Genomic DNA, 21,926 nt, shown 5'->3' on the forward strand with positions numbered 1-21,926 from the left:
GCCGGTGGGCCGGACCGCGCGGATGAAGTTGGTGAGCAGCAGCGGATCGGCCCGGTGCGGCCGCAGATCGGGGTCGCCGAATCCGGTGCACCTGGAGGGGCAGCCCGGTGCGCGCGGCGGACCACATGAGGTGGCGCAGCACCCCGTGGCAGTGCTGGTCCACCAGCGGGGGCAACTCCCGGACGAACGGCGCCCGTTCAGTAACGGTCACGGGTGGCGGCGGCGATCTCGTCCGGGGTCGCCGCGGCGAACAGCATGACCTCGCCCTGCCGGACGGCCATGATCGCGGCGTGCAGCTCCTCGCCGAGGGCCCGGCGCAGCACGTCCGACCGTTCGAAGTGGTCGAGGGCCACGGGCAGCGAGGTCGGCAGCCGGTCGGGCACGTCGCCGGCGCTCGCGGCGGGGTCGCCGGACACGGGCGGCGGCAGCGTCCGGCCGGCCGCGATGCCCGCCAGCCCGGCGGCGATGACACCACCGGCGACCAGATAGGGGTTGGCGGCGCCGTCGAAGCACTTGATCTCGGCGTTGGCCGCGCCCTGGTCGTCGGGCGCGCCGGTGATGAAGCGCAGCGCGGCCTCGCGGTTCTCCAGGCCCCAGCAGCGGAAGGCACCGGCCCAGTGGGAGGGCTTGAGCCGCAGATAGCTGGCGGGCGTGGGCGCGCCGAGGGCGAGCAGCGCGGGCAGCTCGGCGAGCACACCGGCGAGGAACGCCTCGCACAGGCCGGTCATGCCGAACGGGCCGTCGCCGTCGCGGCAGACGTTCTTGCCACCCTGCCAGAGGCTGAGGTGCAGATGCCGGCCGCTGCCGACGCCGTCCGGATCGAGGACCGGCGCGAACGAGGCGGCCAGCCCGTGCCGCGTGGAGACGGCGCGCACGGTCTCGCGGACCAGCACGGCGAGGTCGGCGGCCGCGACCGGGTCGGCCGGCGCGACAGACACCTCGAACTGGCCGGGGGTGTACTCCGGATGGATCTGGAACACCTCAAGGCCCTGGGCGGTGAGCGCGGCCATGAGCTCGTCGAGGTAGGCGGAGACCTCGACGAGCCGGGCCATGCCGTAGGCCGGGCCGGTGCCGGCCGGCTGGTCCTCCCGGGTGAGGATCCACTCGGTCTCGAAGCCCATGCGCAGCTCGATACCGTGCTCGGCGAGGGCGCGGTCGGCCTGGCGGCGGGCGAACTGCCGCTGGCAGGCCGGGTAGGCGGCGCGGCTCTGCTCGTACCGGTCGGCCGGCGCCCAGGCCCAGCCGGGCTGGGCGGCCAGCACGGTGAGCCGGTCCAGGTCGGGCACCAGCCGCAGGTCGCCGGCGGGGCCGCCGATGTGGGGGCTGGTGGTCATGGAGTCGTCGACGAGGTAGACGTCGAAGACGGGTGACATGCCGACGCCGCGCCGCACGGCCTCGCCGAGCCGGCCGGTGGGCACGGTCTTGACCCGGGTGATGCCCGCGTTGTCCACCCAGGTGAGCGCGATGCCGTGCACGCCGGCCGCGGTGAGCCGCGCCATGGCCTGCTGAGTCGGTTCCATGCGCGCCCAGCCTGCCCCCGGCCCGACCCCCGCGCAACCGCGCGGGAGAGCTCGCGCCGGCGCACGGTCACCCGTTCCGACCTGCGCACCGACGGTTCGCGCCCCTTCGGTTCAGCCGCCGACGGGCACGGCCGGCTCGTCGCTCTCGCGCGGCTGCGCCGCGGCCGGGCCGCCGCGCAGCGGGACCTCCTTGACGAAGAAGGCGGCGGCGAGGGCGATCACCGCGATGGCCGCGGCGACGAGGAACGCCACATGGGTGCCGGAGGCCACCGCGATCCGGTAGGTCTCCGCGATCGGGTCGGGCAGCGCGGCCAGGCCGTCCGCGTCGAGCTGGGCCGTCTGGTCGATGGCGCCGACACCGGCCGCCCCCTGGCGTTCGGCCATGACCTCCCGGACGCGGTCGGTGAAGAGGGCGCCCATGATCGCCACGCCGAAGGAACTGCCCAGAGTGCGGAAGAGGGTGGTGGTGGAGGAGGCGACGCCCATGTCCTTGAGCTCCACGCTGTTCTGCGCGACCAGCATGGTGATCTGCATCAGGAAGCCCATGCCCGCGCCGAGGATCGCCATGAAGATCCCGGAGGTCAGCCGGTCGGTGCCGGTGTCCATCCGCGACAGCAGATAGAGGCCGACCACCATCAGCGCGCCGCCCAGCAGCGGGTAGAGCTTGTAGCGGCCGGTGCGGGTGGTGGCCCGGCCCGCGATGAACGAGACCAGCATCATGGCCAGCAGCATCGGCAGCAGGAGCAGGCCCGAGTTGGTGGCGGAGGCGGACTGCACGGACTGCTGGAACAGCGGCAGGTAGAGGGTGCCGCCGAACATCACGAAGCCGGTGATGAAGCCGATCACCGACATCAGCGTGAAGTTGCGGCTGCGGAAGATGTGCAGGGGCATAAGCGGCTCGGCGGCCCGGGTCTGGGACCAGATGAACGCGGCCAGCGCGGCGGCGCCCAGCGCGCTCAGCCCGAGGATCCGCGCGGAGCCCCAGGCGTACTCGGTGCCGCCCCAGGTGGTGACGAGCACGATCGAGGTGATGCCGACGGTCAGCAGGGCGGCGCCCGGGTAGTCGATGCGCCCCGTCGCCTCCTTCTTCGGCAGATGCAGCACGGCGGTGACCATGGCGAGCGCGACGATGCCGAGCGGCAGGTTGATGTAGAAGGTCCAGCGCCAGCCGAGGTGGTCGGTGATGACGCCGCCGACCGCCGGGCCGCCGATCATGGCCAGCGCCATGACGGCGGCCATCATGCCCTGGTAGCGGCCGCGTTCCCGCGGCGGTATGAGGTCGCCGATGATGGCCATCACGCCGACCATCAGGCCGCCCGCGCCCAGGCCCTGGATCACGCGGAAGCCGATGAGCTGGCCCATGTCCTGGGCCACCCCGGACAGCGCGGAGCCGATCAGGAAGATGACGATGGAGGTCAGGAACGAGCCCTTCCTGCCATACATGTCGCCGACCTTGCCCCAGATGGGCGTGCTCGCGGCGGTGGCCAGCGTATAGGCGGTGACCACCCAGGACAGGTGCTCGACGCCGCCCAGCTCGCCGACGATCGTGGGCATCGCGGTGCCGATGATCATGTTGTCCAGCATCGCCAGCATGATGGCGATCAGCAGTGCCATCAGCACCACGCGGACACTGCGGGGACGCGGCCCCTCGGTGGTGGTGTGGGACACGTCCCCACTCTCCTGTCTTACTTGCCGCCCGGCTAGTTGAGTACCCTGGTGACAGTAGGAGAGTCACTAGCCGGTCGTCAAGTAAGTAAAGGGCAAAGAGCACGTGAGGAGCCCGATGAACAGCACGCGCAGGCCGCGCCGGTCGGACACCCGCCAGCGCATCCAGGACGTCGCCCTGGAGCTGTTCGCCGAGCAGGGCTACGACAAGACGTCGCTGCGCGAGATCGCCGAGCGGCTGGGCGTCACCAAGGCCGCGCTCTACTACCACTTCCGGACCAAGGAGGACATCCTCATCGGCCTCTACGAGGATCTGACGCGGCCGATGGACGAGTTGATCGCCTGGGCCCGCGAGCAGCCCGCGACGCTGGAGACGAAGAAGGAGATCCTGCGCCGGTACGGCGATCAACTGCGGGACTCCGCGCCGATGTTCCGCTTCTTCCAGGAGAACCAGGCCGCGCTGCGCGAGCTCACGATCGGCGTGGACGTCAAGGCCCGGATGGTGACCATGGGCGAGCTCATGCAGGGCGAGAACCCGAGCCTCGCCGACCGGATGCGCTGCCTGAGCGCACTGTTCATCATGCACGCGGGCGTGTTCTCGCTGCGGCACGTGGAGGCCGACCCGGAGGACAAGCGCCGGGCCGCCCTGGAGGTCGCCATCGAGCTGGTGGCCGCCGCCCACACGGAGCCGCCGCACTGACGGACATATTCCGCCCCGGACCGCTCACTTCCGATCACCCGGCATCCCCGTCGCATTGAGAGTCTTGACGAGTGAGCTATCAAGTTTGATGATCTCCTCAGCATCGATTGCCGCAGTTCTCAGCGACATTGCGCCGCCCGACGTGGCGCACCTCAGGGGGAGCGCCCGTGACGACCGACGTCGATGTCCCCGTTCTCATCGCCGGCGGCGGCGCCGCCGGGCTGACCGCCGCCCTGCTGCTCGGCCGCATGGGCATCAAGTCCCTGCTGGTCAGCGCCCTGCCGACCACCTCACAACTGCCCAAGGCCCATGTCCTCAACCAGCGCACGATGGAGATCCTGCGCGATGTCGGCCTGGCCGACGCCGTGTACGCCGCCTCCACCCCCGCCGAGCAGATGGCGTACTCGGGCTGGTACGTCGGGCTGGCGGGCGACGGGCCCGACCACGGGCGCCGCGTCGCCCTGCTGGAGTCCTGGGGCGCGGGCGGCCGTTCCCCGGAGTGGCAGGCGGCCAGCCCCGAACGGCAGGCGAACCTCCCGCAGTTGCGCCTGGAGCCCCTCCTGGTGGCCCGCGCCGAGGAGTTGGCGCCCGGCACGATCCGTTTCCACCACGAGCTGACCGGCTTCGACCAGGACTCCGACGGCGTCACCGCCGAGGTCACCGACCACGGCACCGGCGGCTCCTACCGGGTCCGGGCCCGTTATCTGCTGGGCTGCGACGGGGGGCGCACGATCGGGCCCGCGCTGGGCATCGCGCGCGAGGGCGTGCGGGACATGGCGCGCATGGTGTCGTTCCATCTCGCCGGCGATCTCTCGCGCTGGGCGCGTGACCCCGAGGTGCTGATCCGCTGGCTGTGGCTGCCGGACCTGGGCGCCGCCGGTGTCCTGGTGCCGCTGGGCCCGGACCACTGGGGGCCCCGGTCCGAGGAGTGGGTCTTCCATCTGCACTACGCCGCAGACGACGACCGCGCGCTGGACGACGCCGCCACGCTCGCCGATCTGCGCACCGGGCTGGGCCCGGCCGCCGACGCCCTCACGGTGCGCGGGATGTCGCGCTGGTCGCTGGAGGGCCTGGTCGCCGACCGGTTCCGGGCCGGCCGCGTCCTCCTGGCCGGTGACGCGGTCCACCGCCACCCGCCCACCGGCGGCCTCGGCCTCACCTCCGCGATCCACGACGCGCAGAACCTAGCCTGGAAGCTGGCCGCCGTGCTGCGCGGCCACGCCGGGGAGGCGCTGCTCGACAGCTACGAGACGGAACGCCGCCCGGTCGCCGCCGCGGGCGTCGAGCGGGCGCTGGCCAGCGCCCGCAACCAACTGGCGATCACCGCCCACTTCCGCGGCGGCCCCGGCGCGACCCCGGCGGACCACTGGCGGCGCGCCCGCCGGCTGTGGAGCGACGACCCGGCCGACCGCGAGGCGCGCCGGGCGTTCCTGCGGACCGTGGCCGCGCAGTCCATGGAATTCAACGAGCTGGGCGTGGAGTTCGGCTACATCTACGCCGCCGGCGCCCTCGTGGCCGACGCGACGCCCGAGCCGCCCAACCCCGACCCGGTGCGCATACATCAGCCGGCCGCGCGCCCCGGCCACCCGCTGCCGCACGCCTGGCTGACCGACCCGGACGGCGAACGGCTGCCCGTCGCGCGGCTGGTCGAGCCAGGCGGCTTCCTGCTGATCGCGGGCGAGGACGGCGCGGCGTGGTGCGAGGCGGCGGAGAAGATCGCCGCGCGCACCGGGCTGCCGCTGCGCGCGGTCCGCATCGGCCATCTGTCCGGGGACTATCTCGACTCCCGTTCCACCTGGACCCGTTGGCGCGGCCACGAGCCCTCCGGCGCGGTGCTGGTCCGCCCCGACCGTTTCATCGCCTGGCGCGCCCCGGCCGCCGGCCGCGATCCGGAGACCCTGCTGGCCGCGGTGATGGACACGCTGCTCGCCCGCTGAGCGCCGGGAACCGGTGCGGGATGATGGTGTGCATGCCAGAACAGACCACCCAGCCGGCCCTCAACCGATTCGCCCGGCGCCGGGCGGTCACCCGGCAGGCGCTGATCGGCGCGGCCCGGCGGATCCTGGCCGAACGCGGCACCGGGGACGTCAGCATCCAGGAGATCGCGGACCGGGCGGACGTCGGCTTCGGCTCGTTCTACAACCACTTCTCCTCCAAGGCCGAGCTGTTCTCCGCGGCGGTGGGCGAGGCGCTGGAGGACTACGGGCACGAGCTGGACGCGGTCGCCGGCGGCCTCGGCGACCCGGCGGAGAAGTTCGCCGCGAGCGTCCGGCTGACCATGGCCATGGTCCAGTCGCGGCCGGAGCTGATGCGGGTGCTGCGCAACAGCGGCCTGGATCACGTGCATTCGGGCCGGGGGCTGGGACCGCGCGCGCTGCGCGACATCGAGGAGGGGGTGGCCGCCGGGCGGTTCACCGTGGACGACCCGGTGGTCGCGCTGTCCGCCGCGAGCGGCGCGCTGCTGGGCCTGGTGGATCTGCGGCTGCGCGAACCGGCCGGCGCGGCGCCGGGCGACGGCGAGCGGATGGCGGAGCTGGTGCTGCGGATGCTGGGCGTGCCGGTGGCCGAGGCCCGGGAGATCGCCACCCGGCCGCTGGCGTCGCCCGCGCGCGGCTAGTCCGGCCCGCGGCTATCCCCGGTCCCGGGCGACAGGGACAGGGTCAGACCGTATTTGACCGTTTCGTAGGCGGGCAGCGTTTCGTAACGGGCCACCTTGCCGACCGTGACGAACAGGCGGCGGGACATCTCCCGGTTCGCCGCGAGGTCCGCGGTGACCAGGTGGACCACGTAGTCCCACTGGCCGGCGATGGCGTAGCACTGCTGCACGGCCGGCTCCGCGCGCAGCAGCGCCCGGAACGCCTCGTGCGTGTCCGGGTCGTCGTCCCCGAGCGCCACCAGTACGACGGCCGTCAACCCGATGCCCACGGCGGCCGGTTCGACCACGGCGACCTCGCCGCGGATCACCCCGGCGGCGCGCAGCCGGGCGAGCCGCCGCTGCACGGCGGACGGCGACAGCCCGACCGCGTCGCCGAGCTCGTGCAGCGGCCGGGCGGCGTCGGCCTGCACGAGGCCGAGCAGCAGGTGATCGATCTCGTCGAGGGTGACGGGTCTCTTCGGCACGCAAAAATCTTGCGCCAGGGCGGGAAAATCCTCAATCGCGGCCACCGGCCTCCCCTCTAGCGTGGAGCCGCGGACGTCCCCGCGAACACCCCAGCGACATCCGGCACTTCGGGAGCACCCCCATGACCGACCTCGACCTCGACCTGGACCTCGACCGCATCGCGCGGGCGGCGGAGGTCATCGACCCCGTCTTCCTCAACAGCCCCCAGTACGCCGACGAGCGGCTCTGTGCGCGGCTCGGCCGGCGGGTGCTGGTCAAGCCGGAGACGCTGAACCCGCTGCGCAGCTTCAAGGGGCGCGGCGCCGACTTCCTCGTCGGCGGCCTGCCGCCCGGCAGCACGGTGGTGTGCGGCTCCTCCGGCGGGAACTTCGGCCAGGCCGTCGCCTACGCCGCGCGGCGGCACGGCCTGGCCGCCGATGTCTTCGTCCCGGCCGACGCCTCGCCGGTCAAGACCGACCGGATGACGGCCCTGGGCGCGCGCGTCCACCGGGTCGCCGAGCCGCCGAAGGAGCGGGCGGCGGCCCACGCCGCCGCGGACCCCGGCCGCGTCTTCGTGGTGGACGGCCGGGACGCGGCGATCGCCGAGGGCGCGGGCACGATCGGCATCGAACTGCTGCGCGGCGAGCCATTCGACACGGTGGTGCTGCCGCTCGGCGACGGCGCGCTGATCACGGGCGTGGCCCGGTGGCTCAAGGCGCACGCGCCAGGGGTGCGGGTCGTGGGCGCGGCCTCCGCGGCGGCCCCCGCGCTGGCGGAGAGCTGGCGGTCCGGGGAGGTGCGGACGGTCGAGCGGCGCAGCGCGTTCGCCGCGGGCATCTCCATCACCCGCCCCGAACCGGAGGCCGTGTGCCGCACCCGCGCCCTGGTGGACGACGTCGTGCTGGTCGAGGACGCCGAGCTGGTGGCCGCGATGCACCTGGCGGCCGACACCCTCGGGCTGCTGCCCGAGCCGGCGGGCGCCGCGGGCCTGGCGGCGATCGCCGCCCGGGACATCCCCGGCGCCACCGTGGCCACCGTGCTGACCGGTGCGAACGCCGACCTCGCCCTGTTCGGCGGCGTCTGGTCCACCGGTCCGGCCGCCGCCACGGCATAACCGGGGGCCGGGCGGGGCCGGTTCAGCCGCCGAACGCCGCCGCGTTCTCCCGCGCCCACTGGGCGAACGTCCGGGCCGGCCGGCCGGTGACCCGTTCCACCGTGGGCAGCACGGTGGCACCGGCGGCCGGCGGGTCGGTGCGCATGGCGAGGAAGAACTCGATGTCCGGCTCCGACCAGCCCTCCGCGCGCCACCGCGCCACGATCTCGTCCCTGGTCAGTTCGACATAGCGCACCTCGCGGCCCAGCGCCTCGCCGATGGCGCGCACCTTCTCGGGGTGTGTCAGCGCCTCGGGCCCGGTCAGCCAGTACTCCGCCCCGGCGTGGCCGTCCGTGGTCAGCGCGGTCGCCGCGACCGCCGCGATGTCGGCCTCGTGGACCAGGGCGCTGCGCGCCTCGGGGAACGCGTCGCGCACCACGCCCTCGGTCCTGACCGACTCCGCCCACTCCAGGACGTTCGACATGAACTCCACCGGCGCCAGCTCGGTCCACTCAAGACCGCTGGCCACCACCGCCTCCTCCAGTGGGCCTCGGGTCACATCGCCGCGGAGCACGGTCACCTTCCGCACCCCGGCGCCGACGGCCAGGTCGACGATCTCCGCGCCGTTGGCCAGCGGTGCGAAGTCGGCCGCGTCGAAGCCGATCAGATGCGCGGCCCCGACGCCCTCGAAGGCCGCCGCCAGGCTCGCCGTGTCGGCCAGGTCGCCCGCCACCGCCTCGGCACCCGCGGGCAGGTTCGCCTTCGCCGGATCGCGGGTGAGAGCCCGGACCCGGTGCCCGGCGGCCAGAAGCTGTTCGACCAGAGGGCGGCCCACGTTTCCGGTGGCTCCGGTGACAAGAATGGTCGTCTGAGGTGCTGTTTCGCTCATGCCGGGGAACGTTAGGAGTGATCGCGGTCAGGTCCTGTCCGCGAGGGGCGCGAGGATGGGCGCATGCTGGAAACGTCCGCCCGACTGCTGCGCCTCCTGGCGCTGCTGCGCACGCCCCGGGAGTGGGCCGGCCGGGAGCTGGCCGACCGCCTCGGCGTCAGCCCCCGGACGGTGCGCCGCGACATCGACAAGCTGCGGCTCCTCGGCTATCCGGTGTCCGCGATGGGCGGCGTCGGCGGCGGCTACCGGCTGGCCTCGGGCGGCTCGCTGCCGCCGCTGCCGCTGGACGACGACGAGGCGGTCGCGGTGGCCGTCGGGCTGCGCACGGCCGCCGCGGGCGCGGTCGCCGGGATCGCCGAGACCGCGCAACGGGCGCTGGCCAAGCTGGACGAGGCGCTGCCCGCGCGGCTGCGCCACCAGGTCGAGACGCTGGGCTCGGCGCTGGTCGCCCTGCCCGCGCCCGGCCCGACGGTCGAGCCCGCGACGCTGACCGCGATCGCCTCGGCCGTGCGCCGCGCCGAACGGCTCCGGTTCGACTACCCGGGCCGCGACGGCGCCCCGGCGGTCCGGGACGTCGAGCCCTACCGGCTGGTCAGCGACGGGCGCCGGTGGTACCTCTTCGCCTGGGACACCGGGCGGGCCGGCTGGCGGACGTTCCGCGTCGACAGGCTCGTGCCGCGCGTCCCGACCGGCCCGCGGTTCGCGCCCCGGCCGCTGCCCGCCGAAGACCTGGCCGCCCACCTGACACGGGAGATGACCACCGGCCGGCACCGCCACCGGGCGGTGCTCACGATGCACGCCCCGGCGCGGGAGGTGGCGGACGAGGTGCCGCCCACGCTCGGCGTGGTGGAGCCACGGGACGAGCACACCTGCACCCTGCGGATCGGCTCCGACAGCCTGGACCATCTGGCCGTCTGGGTCGCCGCGTTCGGCTTCGAGTTCGACATAGTCGAACCACCCGAACTGATCGCGCACCTGCGCACTCTGACGGCCCGCCTGCACCGGGCCACGGCCCGCGCCACCGCGTGACGGCCGGGTGGGGGCCGCTCATGCCGGGGCCGGGGACCCCACTCGTTCATGGCCCGGGAACGGCCGGGCCGCGGCCAGTTCGGGGTAGTCGGTGTAGCCGGTCGCGCCGCCGACGTACATCAGGTACCGGTCGCGCACGGGGTTGAGCGGGGCGCCCAGGCGCAGCCGCGTCACCGAGTCGGGGTTGGCCAGGAACGCCCGGCCGAGCGAGATCAGGTCGGCTCCGGCCGCCAGCAGCCGTTCGCCCTCGTGCCGGCCGCCGTCGGCGGGGAGCGGGCCCGGCCAGGGCAGCGCGGGGTTGGCGATCAGCGTGCCGGGCCAGGCGTGCCGGATCGCCCGGAGGAGGGGCTGGTCCGGGTCGGCGGACACGACGTGCAGATAAGTGAGTTGGCGGTCGGCCAGGGCGGGCACGAGCGCGCGGTAGATGTCCTCGGTGTCGCCCTCCTCGATGCCGTTCACGCCGACGCCGGGCGAGATCCGCACGCCGACCCGCTCGGGGCCGATCACCTCGGCGACGGCGGCCACCACCTCCAGCACGAACCGGACGCGCCCTTCGACCGGGCCGCCGTAGCCGTCGGTGCGGTGGTTGGTGCCCCGCGCCAGGAACTGGTGGAGGAGGTAGCCGTTGGCGGCGTGCACCTCCACCCCGGCGAAGCCGGCGGCGACGGCGTTGCGGGCGGCGGCGGCGAAGTCGGCCACGGTGGCGTCGATGTCGGCGGGCGTCATCTCCCGTGGCACGACGGTGGGTTGGTGCCCGCCGGGGGTGAAGATCGTGCCGGGCGGCGCGACGGGCGAGGGCGCGAGGGGCGTCAGCCCGCTGGTGTCGGGGTGGCCGACCCGGCCCCCGTGCTGCACCTGAAGGAACATCCGGCCCCCGGCGGCGCGCACCGCGTCGGTGACGCGCCGCCAGCCGGCCAGTGCTCCGGGCCGTGAATGGCGGTGATGTTGGGGTAGGTCCGGCCCACGACGCTGGGGGTGGCGGCCTCGGCGATGATCAGGCCGGCGGAGGCGCGTTGCGCGTAGTACGTGGCCATGAGCGGTTCCGGCCACTGACGGGCTGAGCGACCCCGGCGCGTCCTGCCGCAAGCGGTCGCTTGCAATAGTTAGCACGGTGCGGCACCCTGGGGAGCATGGCTACGCTCGGTGTCGGCAACCTCGGCGAGTTCCTGCGGGAGCAGCGCCGGCAGGCGCAGTTGTCCCTGCGGCAGTTGGCCGAGGCGGCCGGGGTGTCGAATCCGTACCTCAGCCAGATCGAGCGCGGGCTGCGCAAGCCCAGCGCGGAGATTCTCCAGCAGATCGCCAAGGGACTGCGGATCTCCGCCGAGACGCTGTATGTGCAGGCCGGGATCCTCGACGAGCGCGCGCAGGACGCCGCCGCCGACGGGACCCGGCCGCCGGGGGTGCGGGAGGCCGTTCTCGCCGACCCGGGCCTCACCGAGCAGCAGAAGCAGGCGCTGCTCCAGATCTATGACTCGTTCCGCAAGGAGAACCCCTGATGGCCCTCACCGATGACCTGCGCAAGACCCTGACCAACACGAACGCGCTCTACGTCGCCGCCGGCACCGCCGACCTCGCCGCGCAGAAGATCCGCGAGCTGCCCGCCACGTTCGACCGGCTGCGCGCCGAGGCCCCCGAGCGGCTGCCGAAGCTGCGCGAGCAGGCGCAGAGCGTGGCGCTCCAGGGCGTCGGCATAGCGCTGGAGTACGCGGTCAAGGCCCGCGAGGCGTACGACGGGCTCGCCGAGCGCGGCAAGACCGTGGTCGACCGCCGCCGCGGCACCGACGGGGAGGCGCCCGAGGTGACCGTCGAGCGCGCGGGCCCCACGCCCGTCACCGAGCCCGTGACCGAGCCGGAGGAGTCGGCGGCGGAGGCGGCCGAGGCCGGTGAGGCCGCGGAGGCCGCGGAGGCCGCGGAGGCGGACGCCCCCAAGCCGCGGGCCCGCAAGACCGCGCCCCGGCGCTCCGCGCCGAAGAAGACGCCCCCGCAGGCGTGAGCGCTCCCGACGCCCGGGGCCCGCGAGCATTACGCGCGCGGGCCCCGGGCCGGTAGCGTGGGAAGAGACGTCATCGTACGGACTTGGTGGTGGTTGGTGTGTTTGCGGACCGATTCTTCGGCTCAGTGATGGATTTCATCTTCCTGGGCCTGCTGATCCTGAGCGTCTACGCCCTGGTGAACGCGGCCCTCCAGCGCGAGGACGCGTATCGCGCGGCCGACAAGCAGACCAAGCCGTTCTGGCTGATCATCCTCGGCGTCACCGTGGCGGTGCAGCTCCTGCTCCCCATGCTGCTGCTGGTGCTGGCGGGCACGGTCGCGACCATCGTCTACCTGGTGGACGTCCACCCGGCCATCAAGTCGGTCACCGGCGGTGGCCGCGGCGGGCGCGGCGGCTGGAGCAGCAGCGACGGCCCCTACGGCCCGTACAACGGCAACCGCTAGGCGTTCGGCGCACCCGGGCACCGAGTCCGGTCGGCAGGGGGTTAGCCGTGGCCGGATTCTGCCCTTAGCATCATCGGGACACCCCGCTGATGAACGCCAGAGGAACTCCAGTGCGCTTTCGCCTGACGCCCCGGGAGACCAGCTTCTACGAACTGTTCGCCACCGCCGCCGACAACGTTCTCAGTGGCTCGAAACTGCTGATGGAGCTCCTTGGTGCCGATCCCGCTACGCGCGTGGAAATCGCCGACCGGATGCGGGCCGCGGAGCACGCCGGGGACGACGCGACGCACGCCATCTTCCACCAGCTCAACTCCTCCTTCATCACCCCCTTCGACCGGGAGGACATCTACCGCCTCGCCGCCCGCCTCGACGACATCATGGACTTCATGGAGGAGGCCGTCGACCTCGTCGTCCTGTACGAGATCGACGAGCTGCCCAAGGGTGTCGACCAGCAGATCGAGGTGCTCGGCCGGGCCGCCGAGCTGACCGCGGAGGCCATGCCCAGGCTGCGCACCATGCGCGACCTCAACGAGTACTGGATCGAGGTCAACCGGCTGGAGAACCAGGCCGACCAGATCCACCGCCGGCTGCTGGCCCACCTCTTCAACGGCACCTACGAGGCCATCGAGGTCATGAAGCTCAAGCAGATCGTGGACGTGCTGGAAGAGGCGGCGGACGCCTTCGAGGCCGTGGCCAACACGGTGGAGACCATCGTGGTCAAGGAGTCCTGAGCCAGAAGTGGACACGCTCGGCCTCATCGTCGTCGTCGGCGCGGCGCTGTTCTTCACCTACACCAACGGATTCCACGACTCCGCCAACGCCATCGCCACCTCCATCTCCACCCGGGCGCTGACCCCCCGGGTGGCGCTCGCCATGGCCGCGTTCATGAACCTGGCCGGCGCGTTCCTCGGGCAGGGCGTGGCGGAGACCATCAGTGAGGGGCTGATCGACGCGCCGACCGGCCGGGAGGGCATGATCATGCTCTTCGCGGCGCTCATCGGCGCGATCACCTGGAACCTGGTGTCCTGGTATCTGGGCCTGCCCGCGTCCTCCTCGCACGCGCTGCTGGGCGGCCTGGTCGGCGCGGCGCTGGCCGGCACCTCCACCGTGTACTGGGAGGGGGTGCTGACGAAGATCATCCTGCCGATGGTTCTCTCCCCCGTCATCGGCCTGATCCTCGGCTATCTGGTGATGATCGCCATCCTGTGGCTGTTCCGGCGGGCCAATCCGCACCGCGCCCAGCGCGGGTTCCGCATGGCGCAGACCGTCTCCGCCGCCGGGATGGCCCTGGGCCACGGGCTCCAGGACGCGCAGAAGACCATGGGCGTGGTGGTGATGGCCCTGGTCATCGCCGACGTGGAGGACCCGGGCGGCGGCATCCCGGTGTGGGTGAAGATCGTCTGCGCCGTGACCCTGTCGCTGGGCACCTACGCGGGCGGCTGGCGCATCATGCGGACGCTGGGCCGCCGCATCATCGAGCTGGACCCGCCGCGCGGCTTCGCCGCCGAGACGACGGCCGCCTCCGTGCTGTACGCGGCGTCGTACATCTTCTACGCGCCCATCTCCACCACGCACCTCATCACCGCCGCGATCATGGGCTCGGGCGCCACCCGCCGGGTGAGCGCGGTGCGCTGGCAGGTGGCGCAGAACATCGTGGCGGGCTGGTTCATCACGATGCCCGCGGCGGCGGCCGTGGCCGCGCTGAGCTACTTCGTGGTCAGTCTCCCGTTCGGCTAGGCCCCGTCCGGTCGAACGCCACACCGGTTCACAAACCCCTCACCCATCCCGCTCGCCGTCCCCCGGTCGCCTTCGCCGCCCGCGGACAGGATTTCTGAGGGGGGTTGGACGACTCCCCCTGCCAACACCTGTCACCAGGGGAACAGTTGATGAGAAAACTCAGAAAATCGCGCATATCGCGCGCCGCCGCGGCGGTCGCCGCGACCGCCGTCGCCGCGGCGCTCACCGCGGGCGCGAGCGCCCCCGCCGCCGCCGGGCCGGGGGACGCGGCCGGCGGAGCCCGCGCGGACGGCGCCCGGTCCCTCACGCTGATCACCGGCGACCGCGTCGTGCTGGACGCCGCGGGCGAGGTCACCGGCCTGATCCGCGCGCCCGGCCGGGAGTCCGTGCCCGTCCGGGTGCTCACCAGCGGCGAGGACACCCATGTGATCCCGGGAGATGTGCTGCCGCTGCTGGAGAACGGCACGCTGGACCGCCGTCTGTTCAACGTCACCGAGCTCGGCCGGGCGGAGTACCAGGCCGTCGACGGGCTCCCGATCATCGTCACCTACGAAGGCGAGCAGGCCCCCACGGTGCTCGCCGACGAGACGGCCACCACCGCCCTCGACGCCATCAACGGCGAGGCGCTGACCGTGGCCGGCGACGACATCCCCGAGGTCTGGGACTCGCTCACCCGGCCCGCCGAGGGCGACCGGACGCTGGCCGCCAGCCCCGGCATCGCCGCCATCGCCCTGGACGGCATCGCCACCAAGACGCTCGCCGAAAGCGTGCCGCAGATCGGCGCGCCCGAGGCGTGGGAGGCCGGCTACGACGGCGAGGGCACCACCATCGCCGTGCTGGACACCGGCATCGACGCCGACCACCCCGACCTGGCCGGCCAGGTCATCGCCGAGCAGAACTTCTCCGAGGCCGCCGACGCCGACGACCACGACGGCCACGGCACCCACGTCGCCTCCACCGCCGCGGGCACCGGCGCGCACTCCGGCGGCACCTACACCGGCGTCGCGCCCGGCGCCGAGCTGCTGAACGGCAAGGTCCTGGACGACGCCGGCTCGGGCTTCGAGTCGGACATCATCGAGGGCATGGAGTGGGCCGTCGCGCAGGGCGCCGACGTGGTCAGCATGAGCCTGGGCGGCTTCGCCACCGCGGAGATCGACCCGATGGAGGAGGCGGTCAACACCCTCTCCGCCGAGTCCGACACGCTCTTCGTCATCGCCGCGGGCAACAACGGCCCCGGCGCCGCCACCATCGCCAGCCCGGGCACCGCCGACGCGGCGCTCACCCTGGGCGCGGTGGACAAGTCCGACGGCCTCGCCGACTTCTCCTCCATCGGCCCGCGCGCCCGCGACGGCGCCGTCAAGCCCGATGTCACCGCGCCCGGCGTGGACATCGCCGCGGCCGGGGCCGAGGGCGCGGCCATCTGGGACTACGGCACGCCGGTGGCCGACGGCTATGTCGCCATCTCCGGCACCTCGATGGCCACCCCGCACGCCGCGGGCGCCGCCGCGCTCGTCGCCCAGGCCCACCCCGACTGGACCGGCGAGCAGATCAAGGCCGCGCTGACCGGCTCGGCCGTCGCCGGCGACGGCTACACCGCGTTCCAGCAGGGCGCCGGCCGCATCGACGTGCCCGCCGCCATCGCCCAGACGGTGACCGCCGAGCCGGTCTCGCTCAGCTTCGGCACGGTCGCCTATCCGCACGAGGACGCGGAGCCCGTCACCCGGGATCTCACCTACGCGAACTCCGGCGACCAGGACGTCACCCTCCAGCTCACCGCCGCCGGCACCGACCCCGAGGGCAACCCGGCCCCCGAGGGCATGTTCGCCCTCAGCGCCACCGAGGTCACCGTGCCCGCCGGCGGCACCGCCACCGTGCAGGCCACCGCCGACACCACCCCGGGCGGCGAACTGTACGGCGCGTACAGCCTCTATGTGACCGCGACCGGCGACGACAGTCAGGTGGTCTCCACCGCCGGTGCCGTGGAGCGCGAGGAGGAGAAGTTCGAGCTCACCGTCGAGGCCACCGGCCGCGACGGCGCGCCGGCCGCCGACTGGTGGGCCACGGTGATCGACCTGGAGACGTTCGAGTTCCACGACGTCTTCGGCGAGGGCGGCACCGGCACGGTCCGGCTGCCCGAGGGCGAGTACCAGGTGGACACCAGCGTCTTCACCCCGGACGACGCGGGCGAAACCGCCGGCGTCGACTGGCTGGTGCGGCCCCATGTGACGCTGACCGAACCGGTCACGGTCGCCGCCGACGCCACCGAGGCGTCCGAGATCACCATGACCATGCCCGACGAGGCGGCCACCCAGAGCGATCTGACGGTCGGCTACCAGCTCGCGCGGGGCGGCCAGATCTCGTTCGACTCGGCGTGGAGCGCGGGCGGCCTCACCGAGGGCTTCCGCACCGCGCAGCTCGGCGAGCCCGGCGCCGACTGGGGCATCTCCGGCTACGCGGGCACCACCTGGACCGCGGACGGCGTCGAGTACCACGGCGCCCACGCCCAGGAGGGGTCGTTCTACACCGGCCTGACCGACCACACCGAGGCCGCCGACCTGGCGCGCGTCACCACGCGGGAGGGCGCCTCGCTGCCCGGCCTGACCGGGGTGCTCTTCACCGCGTCCTCGCTGGTGTCCTGGGCCTCCGCCGAGGAGCACGAACTGCCGCGCACCTCCGAGGTGTACGTGGACGCAGCGGGCGGCGAGTGGCTCCAGGACTTCATGCAGACCGACCCGGACGTGTTCGCCACCGCGGGCGCCACCTCCGAGTACACCGCGTACGAGGCGGGCAGCGAGCACACCTCGACGTTCAACGTCGGCGTGTTCGGGCCGCTGCTCGGCCAGGACGACGGCCTGTACCGGCTGGGCGACACCCTCTACGGCTCGGTGAACCCGTTCTCGGACGGCGCCGGGCACGTGGGCTTCAGCGTCTACGACAGCGCGAGCACCACGCTGTACCGGAACGGCGAGGAGCTGGCGAGCGCCGACGACGTGCTGGACCAGGTGGAGTTCGAACTGCCGGCCGAGGAGGCGACGTACGAACTCGTCACCACCGTCTCCCGGGACCCGGCGGGGGCGCCGCCCACCGCGTCGGTCAGCACGGAGATCACCGCCTCCTACACCTTCACCTCGGCGGCCGGCCCCGAGGACGGCCCGGTGCCGGTCCCGGTCAGCGTGGTCCGGTTCACCCCGGAACTGGCGCTGGACAGCACCGGCCCGGCGGGCGAGACGGTGAGCGTCCCGGTCACCGTGCAGGGCGCGGCGGCCGACGGGAACGCGGCCTCCCTCACCGTCTCCGTCTCCTACGACGGCGGCGAGACCTGGACCGAGGTCCCGGTCGAGGGTGACGCGGTCCAGGTCACCAACCCGGCGGCGGGCGGCTCGGTCTCGTTCCGCGCCGAGGTCGAGGACGCCGGGGGCAACACCGCCACCCAGACGATCATCGACGCCTACCGCACCGCCTGACGGCACCGCCCCACCGGAGTCGTCGAACGGCCCGCTCCCCGGAAGCACCCGGGGGGCGGGCCGTTGCGTTTGTGCGACGGAATCCGGTGCCTACGTCCACGCCTAACTCACCATCGGTGCGGGGTAGTTCACAGACGACACACCGGATGTCCATGGCACCGCACGCAACGGTCATGCCGCGGACAACAATTCCGAGGGGGACAGTTGAGAAAGATCCGGAAGAGCCCGTGGGCGACCGCCGTGGTCGCCGCCGCGGCGCTGACCACGGGGTTAGCGGCGCCGGCCACCGCGCGGGACGACGCGTCGGCCGGCCCCGAGGCCCGCGGCGCCGAGCGCACGCCCGTATCGCTCATCACGGGCGACATGGTGGTGCTCGGCCAGGGGGGACAGGTCGCGAGCGTCATCGCGGCCGAGGGCCGGGAGTCCGTCCCGACCCGGACCGCGACCATCGGCGGCGCCGTCCACGTCTTCCCCGTGGACACCCTGCCGCTGATCGCGGACGGCACCCTGGACCGCGACCTGTTCAACGTCAGTGAGCTGAGCCGCCCGCAGTACCGGGCCGCCGACGGCCTGCCGCTCATCGTCACCTACGAGGAGGACCGGCCCCGGGCGCTGAGCGCCACCCCCACCGGCACCCCGCTGGAGGCCATCAACGGCGAGGCCCTGACCGTGGACCGGAGCGAGGCCGCTGACGTGTGGGCGTCGCTGACCGAACCGGCCTCCGGCGAACGGACGCTCGCCGCCGCGCCGGGCATCGCCACCATCGCGCTGGACGGCCTGGTGGAGAAGGCGCTGGCCGACAGCGTGCCGGGGATCGGCGCCCCCGAGGTCTGGGACGCCGGCCACGACGGCACCGGCACCACCATCGCCGTCCTGGACACCGGCATCGACGCCGACCACCCCGACCTGGCCGGCCAGGTCATCGCCGAACGGAACTTCTCCGACGCCGCCGACGCCGAGGACCGAGACGGCCACGGCACCCACGTCGCCTCCACCGCCGCCGGGAACGGCGAGGCGCCCGGCGTCGCGCCCGGCGCCGGGCTGCTCAACGGCAAGGTGCTGGACGACGACGGCTACGGCTGGGACTCCGGCATCATCGAGGGCATGCAGTGGGCCGTCGAGCAGGGCGCCGACGTCGTCAACCTGAGCCTGGGCGGCTCGGAGAGCGACGAGATCGACCCGCTGGAGGAGGCCGTCAACACCCTCTCCGCCGAGTCCGACACGCTCTTCGTCATCGCCGCGGGCAACAACGGCCCCGGCCGCGGCACGCTGGACTCCCCGGGCACCGCCGACGCCGCGCTGACCCTGGGCGCCGTCGACAAGTCCGACGCCCTGGCCGACTTCTCCTCCACCGGCCCGCGCCGCCGGGACGGCGCGGTCAAGCCCGATGTCACCGCCCCCGGCGTGGACATCACCGCCGCCACGCCCGGCGGCGGTCACGCCACGCTCTCCGGCACCTCCATGGCCACCCCGCACGCGGCCGGCGCCGCCGCCCTGCTCGCCCAGGCCCACCCGGACTGGACCGGCGAGCAGATCAAGGCCGCGCTCATCGCGTCCGCGCGGCCGAGCGCGGACAACACCCCGTACCAGCAGGGCACCGGCCGCATCGACGTGCCCGCCGCCAGTGAGCAGACGGTCATCGCCGAGTCCGGCTCGCTGGCCTTCGGCACGGCCGCCTGGCCGCACGAGGACGACGAACCGCTCACCGAGGACCTGACCTACACCAACCTCGGCGACACCGACGTCACCCTGGAGCTCTCGGTGGCCACCGGCACCGGCCCCGACGGCGGCCCGGCGCCCGACGGCATGTTCACGCTCGGCGCGACGGAGGTCACCGTGCCCGCCGGCGGCACCGCCACCGTGCCGGTCACCGCCGACACCCGCCCGGGCGGCGACGTCCACGGCGGCTACGCCGCGGTCGTCACCGCCTTCGCCGACTGGGGGCACCTCCCAGGCCCCCAAGGGCCTGGGGGAGGGGAGACCGTCCGCACCGCCGCCGGGGTGGAGCGCGAGGCGCAGATGGCGAACCTGACCGTGGGGGCCACCGACCGCGCCGGCGCCCCGACCGAGGACTGGTACACCTTCGCCTACGACCTGGAGACGCTGGACATCTACTTCCTGGCCCCCGGCCAGGAGACCGCCCGGCTCCCGGTGGGCGACTACTGGCTGGACACCACGATCGAGACCTGGGGGGAGACCGGCGAGACGCCGGCCGCCGCCGACTGGCTGGTCCAGCCCGGGCTGTCCCTCACCGAGGACACCACCGTCACGTTCGACGCCGCCGACGCCGAGCCGATCACCATGACCATGCCGGACGGCGCGGGCGAGCAGACCTCCTTGTCCGTGAGCGCGGACCTGACCGACGAGGACGGCGGGGGCCTGAGCATCAGCTTCGGCGGCGACTTCCCGGACGGCCTGGGCACCGCGCAGGTCGGCGGCACCCGCCCCGGCTGGCAGATCACCGGCGCCGCCGCCACCACCTGGGAGCGGGAGGGTGCCCAGTACCACTCCGCCCACGTCCAGGAGGGCGCGTTCTACACCGGGCTGACCCACCACACCGCCGCGGACGAGTTGGCGCGCGTCACCACCTATGCCGGCTCCTCGGTGCCCGGCGCCACGGGCCACCTGTACGCCTTCCCCGATGTCCCGGTCGGCGCCGCCGCGAGCGTGATCGAGCTGCCGCGGCGCACGCAGGTGTACCTGGCGACGGACGTCGCGTGGATCCAGGAGCTCGTGCAGGTCGCCGACGACGGGGAGTGGGTGACCGACTACTGGACCGGCTTCCGGACCTTCGAGGCCGGCCGGAGCTATGAACGGCGGCTCAACGTCGGCGTCTTCGGCCCGAACCTGGACGAGTGGCACGGGGTCTTCCGCTCGGAGAACCTGATCTACGGCGGGACCAGCCCGTTCACCGACGGCGCCGGGAACTACTCCTACAGCGCCTACGACAGCGCGACGACCACGCTCTACCGCGATGGGCAGGAGTACGCGTCGGTCGACGTGATGCTGGACGAGGCCGAGTTCGAGGTGCCGGCCGACGAGGCCGAGTACGAGCTGGTCTCCACCGTCACCCGCGGCGCGCCGGTGGCCACGGTGAGCACCGAGGTCACCACGTCGTACACGTTCACCTCGGCCGCGGCGGGCGCGCAGGAGGTCCAACTGCCGGCCAGCGCCGTGCGCTTCGGCCCGAACCTCACCATGGCGAGCACGTCCCCGGCGGGCCGGAGCGTCATCGTCCCGATCACCGTGCAGGGCTCGGCGGCCGGCGGGAACCACGACAGCCTGACCGTCTCCGTCTCCTTCGACGGCGGCGAGACCTGGACCAGGACGCCCATCACCGACTACAGGATCCGCGTCACCAACCCGGCCGCGGGCGGCACCGTGTCGTTCCGCGCCGAGATCACGGACGCGGAGGGCAACACCTCGACCCAGACCATCATCGACGCCTACCGCACCGCCTGATCCGCCCTCGGGCCGCCTCGTTCAATCGCAGCGGCGGTCAGCCGAAGCGGCCCGAGATGTAGTCCTCGGTGGCCGGCACGGAGGGGTTCGAGAAGATCTTCTCCGTGCTGTCCACCTCGATCAGCCGGCCCGGCTCGCCGATGGCCGCGAGGTTGAAGAACGCGGTGCGGTCCGAAACGCGGGCCGCCTGCTGCATGTTGTGCGTCACGATCACGATCGTGTACTGGGCCTTCATCTGGTCGATCAGGTCCTCGACCGCCAGGGTCGAGATCGGGTCCAGCGCCGAGCACGGCTCGTCCATCAGCAGCACCTCGGGCTCCACGGCGGTGGCCCGCGCGATGCACAGCCGCTGCTGCTGACCGCCGGACAGGCCGGAACCGGGCTTGTCCAGCCGGTCCTTGACCTCGTTCCACAGGTTGGCGCCGCGCAGGTTCTTCTCGACGACGTCGTCGAGCTGCGACTTGCGGAGCCTGGTGCCGTTCAGCTTCAGCCCGGCCGCCACGTTGTCGTAGATGGACATGGTGGGGAACGGGTTGGGCCGCTGGAAGACCATGCCGACCGTGCGGCGCACCGAGACGGGGTCGACGCCCGGCCCGTACAGATCCTCGTTGTCCAGCAGCACCTTGCCCTCGACCCGGCCACCGGGGGTGACCTCGTGCATGCGGTTCAGGGTGCGCAGGAAGGTGGACTTGCCGCAGCCGGACGGGCCGATGAACGCGGTCACCGACCGGGGCTCCACATGCAGCGTGATGCCCTCGATCGCCTTGTGGGAGCCGTAGTACGCGGTCAGTCCCTGGACGTCGATGCGCTTGGCCATGATGGCTTCTCTTC

General features: G+C 73.2%; 17 protein-coding genes and 1 pseudogene. 12 read left to right on the forward strand and 6 right to left on the reverse strand.

Features of this window, described 5'->3' with window-relative positions:
* Window positions 1-197: 197 nt before the first annotated feature.
* Together RM590_RS12260 and RM590_RS12265 are read right to left on the reverse strand one after the other, a co-directional pair.
* The gene (locus tag RM590_RS12260) at window positions 198-1,520 is read right to left on the reverse strand and encodes a type I glutamate--ammonia ligase (RefSeq protein ID WP_311704507.1); all 1,323 of its coding nucleotides are present in this window, start codon (window positions 1,518-1,520) and stop codon (window positions 198-200) included.
* A gap of 111 nt (window positions 1,521-1,631) precedes the next feature.
* Window positions 1,632-3,134, reverse strand: coding sequence for an MDR family MFS transporter (locus RM590_RS12265; RefSeq protein WP_311704582.1), 1,503 nt, complete (start codon window positions 3,132-3,134; stop codon window positions 1,632-1,634).
* Between the two features lie 169 nt (window positions 3,135-3,303).
* Here RM590_RS12265 and RM590_RS12270 point away from each other — a divergent pair, with 169 nt between their 5' ends.
* The 3 genes from RM590_RS12270 (at window position 3,304) to RM590_RS12280 (ending at window position 6,502) form a co-directional block, all read left to right on the forward strand.
* Window positions 3,304-3,885, forward strand: coding sequence for a TetR/AcrR family transcriptional regulator (locus tag RM590_RS12270; RefSeq protein ID WP_311704508.1), 582 nt, complete (start codon window positions 3,304-3,306; stop codon window positions 3,883-3,885).
* A 167-nt stretch (window positions 3,886-4,052) separates the two neighbouring features.
* On the forward strand, window positions 4,053-5,822 hold the full coding sequence (locus RM590_RS12275) for an FAD-dependent monooxygenase (RefSeq protein ID WP_311704509.1): 1,770 nt from the start codon (window positions 4,053-4,055) through the stop codon (window positions 5,820-5,822).
* Between the two features lie 32 nt (window positions 5,823-5,854).
* Window positions 5,855-6,502 (forward strand): TetR/AcrR family transcriptional regulator, encoded by a 648-nt coding sequence (locus tag RM590_RS12280; RefSeq protein ID WP_311704510.1) that lies wholly within the window; start codon window positions 5,855-5,857, stop codon window positions 6,500-6,502.
* Here RM590_RS12280 and RM590_RS12285 read toward each other — a convergent pair.
* Window positions 6,499-7,005 carry an Lrp/AsnC family transcriptional regulator gene (locus RM590_RS12285; RefSeq protein ID WP_311704511.1) on the reverse strand — a complete coding sequence of 169 codons (507 nt, stop codon included), beginning with the start codon at window positions 7,003-7,005 and terminating at the stop codon, window positions 6,499-6,501. The genes RM590_RS12280 and RM590_RS12285 overlap by 4 nt on opposite strands.
* 122 nt (window positions 7,006-7,127) lie before the next feature.
* Between RM590_RS12285 and RM590_RS12290 the strand changes: the two genes are divergently transcribed.
* Window positions 7,128-8,099: a threonine ammonia-lyase gene (locus tag RM590_RS12290; protein ID WP_311704512.1), complete on the forward strand. Its 972-nt coding sequence runs from the start codon at window positions 7,128-7,130 to the stop codon at window positions 8,097-8,099.
* A gap of 22 nt (window positions 8,100-8,121) precedes the next feature.
* Here RM590_RS12290 and RM590_RS12295 read toward each other — a convergent pair whose 3' ends face one another.
* Window positions 8,122-8,967 carry an NmrA family NAD(P)-binding protein gene (locus RM590_RS12295; protein ID WP_311704513.1) on the reverse strand — a complete coding sequence of 282 codons (846 nt, stop codon included), beginning with the start codon at window positions 8,965-8,967 and terminating at the stop codon, window positions 8,122-8,124.
* A gap of 63 nt (window positions 8,968-9,030) precedes the next feature.
* On the opposite strand from RM590_RS12295, the gene RM590_RS12300 reads away from it, so the two are divergent.
* Entirely contained in the window at window positions 9,031-9,996 is a 966-nt protein-coding gene (locus tag RM590_RS12300; protein WP_311704514.1) for a helix-turn-helix transcriptional regulator, read from the forward strand.
* A gap of 18 nt (window positions 9,997-10,014) precedes the next feature.
* Here the strand turns inward: RM590_RS12300 and RM590_RS12305 are convergent.
* Window positions 10,015-11,030, reverse strand: a pseudogene (locus RM590_RS12305) (oxidoreductase).
* Between the two features lie 96 nt (window positions 11,031-11,126).
* Here RM590_RS12305 and RM590_RS12310 point away from each other — a divergent pair.
* The 7 genes from RM590_RS12310 (at window position 11,127) to RM590_RS12340 (ending at window position 21,095) form a co-directional block, all read left to right on the forward strand.
* The gene (locus RM590_RS12310) at window positions 11,127-11,492 is read left to right on the forward strand and encodes a helix-turn-helix domain-containing protein (protein WP_311704515.1); all 366 of its coding nucleotides are present in this window, start codon (window positions 11,127-11,129) and stop codon (window positions 11,490-11,492) included.
* Complete coding sequence (locus RM590_RS12315; protein ID WP_311704516.1) at window positions 11,492-11,989, forward strand: hypothetical protein; 498 nt, start codon at window positions 11,492-11,494, stop codon at window positions 11,987-11,989. The genes RM590_RS12310 and RM590_RS12315 overlap by 1 nt, the downstream gene beginning before the upstream one ends.
* A 128-nt stretch (window positions 11,990-12,117) precedes the next feature.
* A complete protein-coding gene (locus tag RM590_RS12320; protein ID WP_311704517.1) occupies window positions 12,118-12,432 on the forward strand; it encodes a DUF2516 family protein in 315 nt (104 codons plus the stop codon).
* Between the two features lie 110 nt (window positions 12,433-12,542).
* On the forward strand, window positions 12,543-13,163 hold the full coding sequence (locus tag RM590_RS12325) for a DUF47 domain-containing protein (RefSeq protein ID WP_311704518.1): 621 nt from the start codon (window positions 12,543-12,545) through the stop codon (window positions 13,161-13,163).
* 7 nt (window positions 13,164-13,170) lie between these two features.
* Entirely contained in the window at window positions 13,171-14,169 is a 999-nt protein-coding gene (locus RM590_RS12330) for an inorganic phosphate transporter (protein WP_311704519.1), read from the forward strand.
* A gap of 149 nt (window positions 14,170-14,318) precedes the next feature.
* On the forward strand, window positions 14,319-17,633 hold the full coding sequence (locus RM590_RS12335; RefSeq protein WP_311704520.1) for a S8 family serine peptidase: 3,315 nt from the start codon (window positions 14,319-14,321) through the stop codon (window positions 17,631-17,633).
* A 204-nt stretch (window positions 17,634-17,837) separates the two neighbouring features.
* Complete coding sequence (locus RM590_RS12340) at window positions 17,838-21,095, forward strand: S8 family serine peptidase (protein ID WP_311704521.1); 3,258 nt, start codon at window positions 17,838-17,840, stop codon at window positions 21,093-21,095.
* 37 nt (window positions 21,096-21,132) lie between these two features.
* Here RM590_RS12340 and pstB read toward each other — a convergent pair whose 3' ends face one another.
* Window positions 21,133-21,912: a phosphate ABC transporter ATP-binding protein PstB gene (gene pstB, locus RM590_RS12345; protein ID WP_311704522.1), complete on the reverse strand. Its 780-nt coding sequence runs from the start codon at window positions 21,910-21,912 to the stop codon at window positions 21,133-21,135.
* Window positions 21,913-21,926 lie beyond the last annotated feature (14 nt).

This window comes from Streptomyces litchfieldiae, from assembly GCF_031845365.1.
GTDB lineage: Bacteria > Actinomycetota > Actinomycetes > Streptomycetales > Streptomycetaceae > Streptomyces > Streptomyces litchfieldiae.

Coding starts and splice junctions, on each gene's coding strand:
- RM590_RS12260 (WP_311704507.1), bottom strand. CDS start 1,520: ATGGAACCGACTCAGCAGGCCATGGCGCGGCTCACCGCGGCCGGCGTG.
- RM590_RS12265 (WP_311704582.1), bottom strand. CDS start 3,134: ATGGCACTGCTGATCGCCATCATGCTGGCGATGCTGGACAACATGATC.
- RM590_RS12270 (WP_311704508.1), top strand. CDS start 3,304: ATGAACAGCACGCGCAGGCCGCGCCGGTCGGACACCCGCCAGCGCATC.
- RM590_RS12280 (WP_311704510.1), top strand. CDS start 5,855: ATGCCAGAACAGACCACCCAGCCGGCCCTCAACCGATTCGCCCGGCGC.
- RM590_RS12290 (WP_311704512.1), top strand. CDS start 7,128: ATGACCGACCTCGACCTCGACCTGGACCTCGACCGCATCGCGCGGGCG.
- RM590_RS12295 (WP_311704513.1), bottom strand. CDS start 8,967: ATGAGCGAAACAGCACCTCAGACGACCATTCTTGTCACCGGAGCCACC.
- RM590_RS12300 (WP_311704514.1), top strand. CDS start 9,031: ATGCTGGAAACGTCCGCCCGACTGCTGCGCCTCCTGGCGCTGCTGCGC.
- RM590_RS12310 (WP_311704515.1), top strand. CDS start 11,127: ATGGCTACGCTCGGTGTCGGCAACCTCGGCGAGTTCCTGCGGGAGCAG.
- RM590_RS12315 (WP_311704516.1), top strand. CDS start 11,492: ATGGCCCTCACCGATGACCTGCGCAAGACCCTGACCAACACGAACGCG.
- RM590_RS12320 (WP_311704517.1), top strand. CDS start 12,118: ATGGATTTCATCTTCCTGGGCCTGCTGATCCTGAGCGTCTACGCCCTG.
- RM590_RS12335 (WP_311704520.1), top strand. CDS start 14,319: ATGAGAAAACTCAGAAAATCGCGCATATCGCGCGCCGCCGCGGCGGTC.
- pstB (WP_311704522.1), bottom strand. CDS start 21,912: ATGGCCAAGCGCATCGACGTCCAGGGACTGACCGCGTACTACGGCTCC.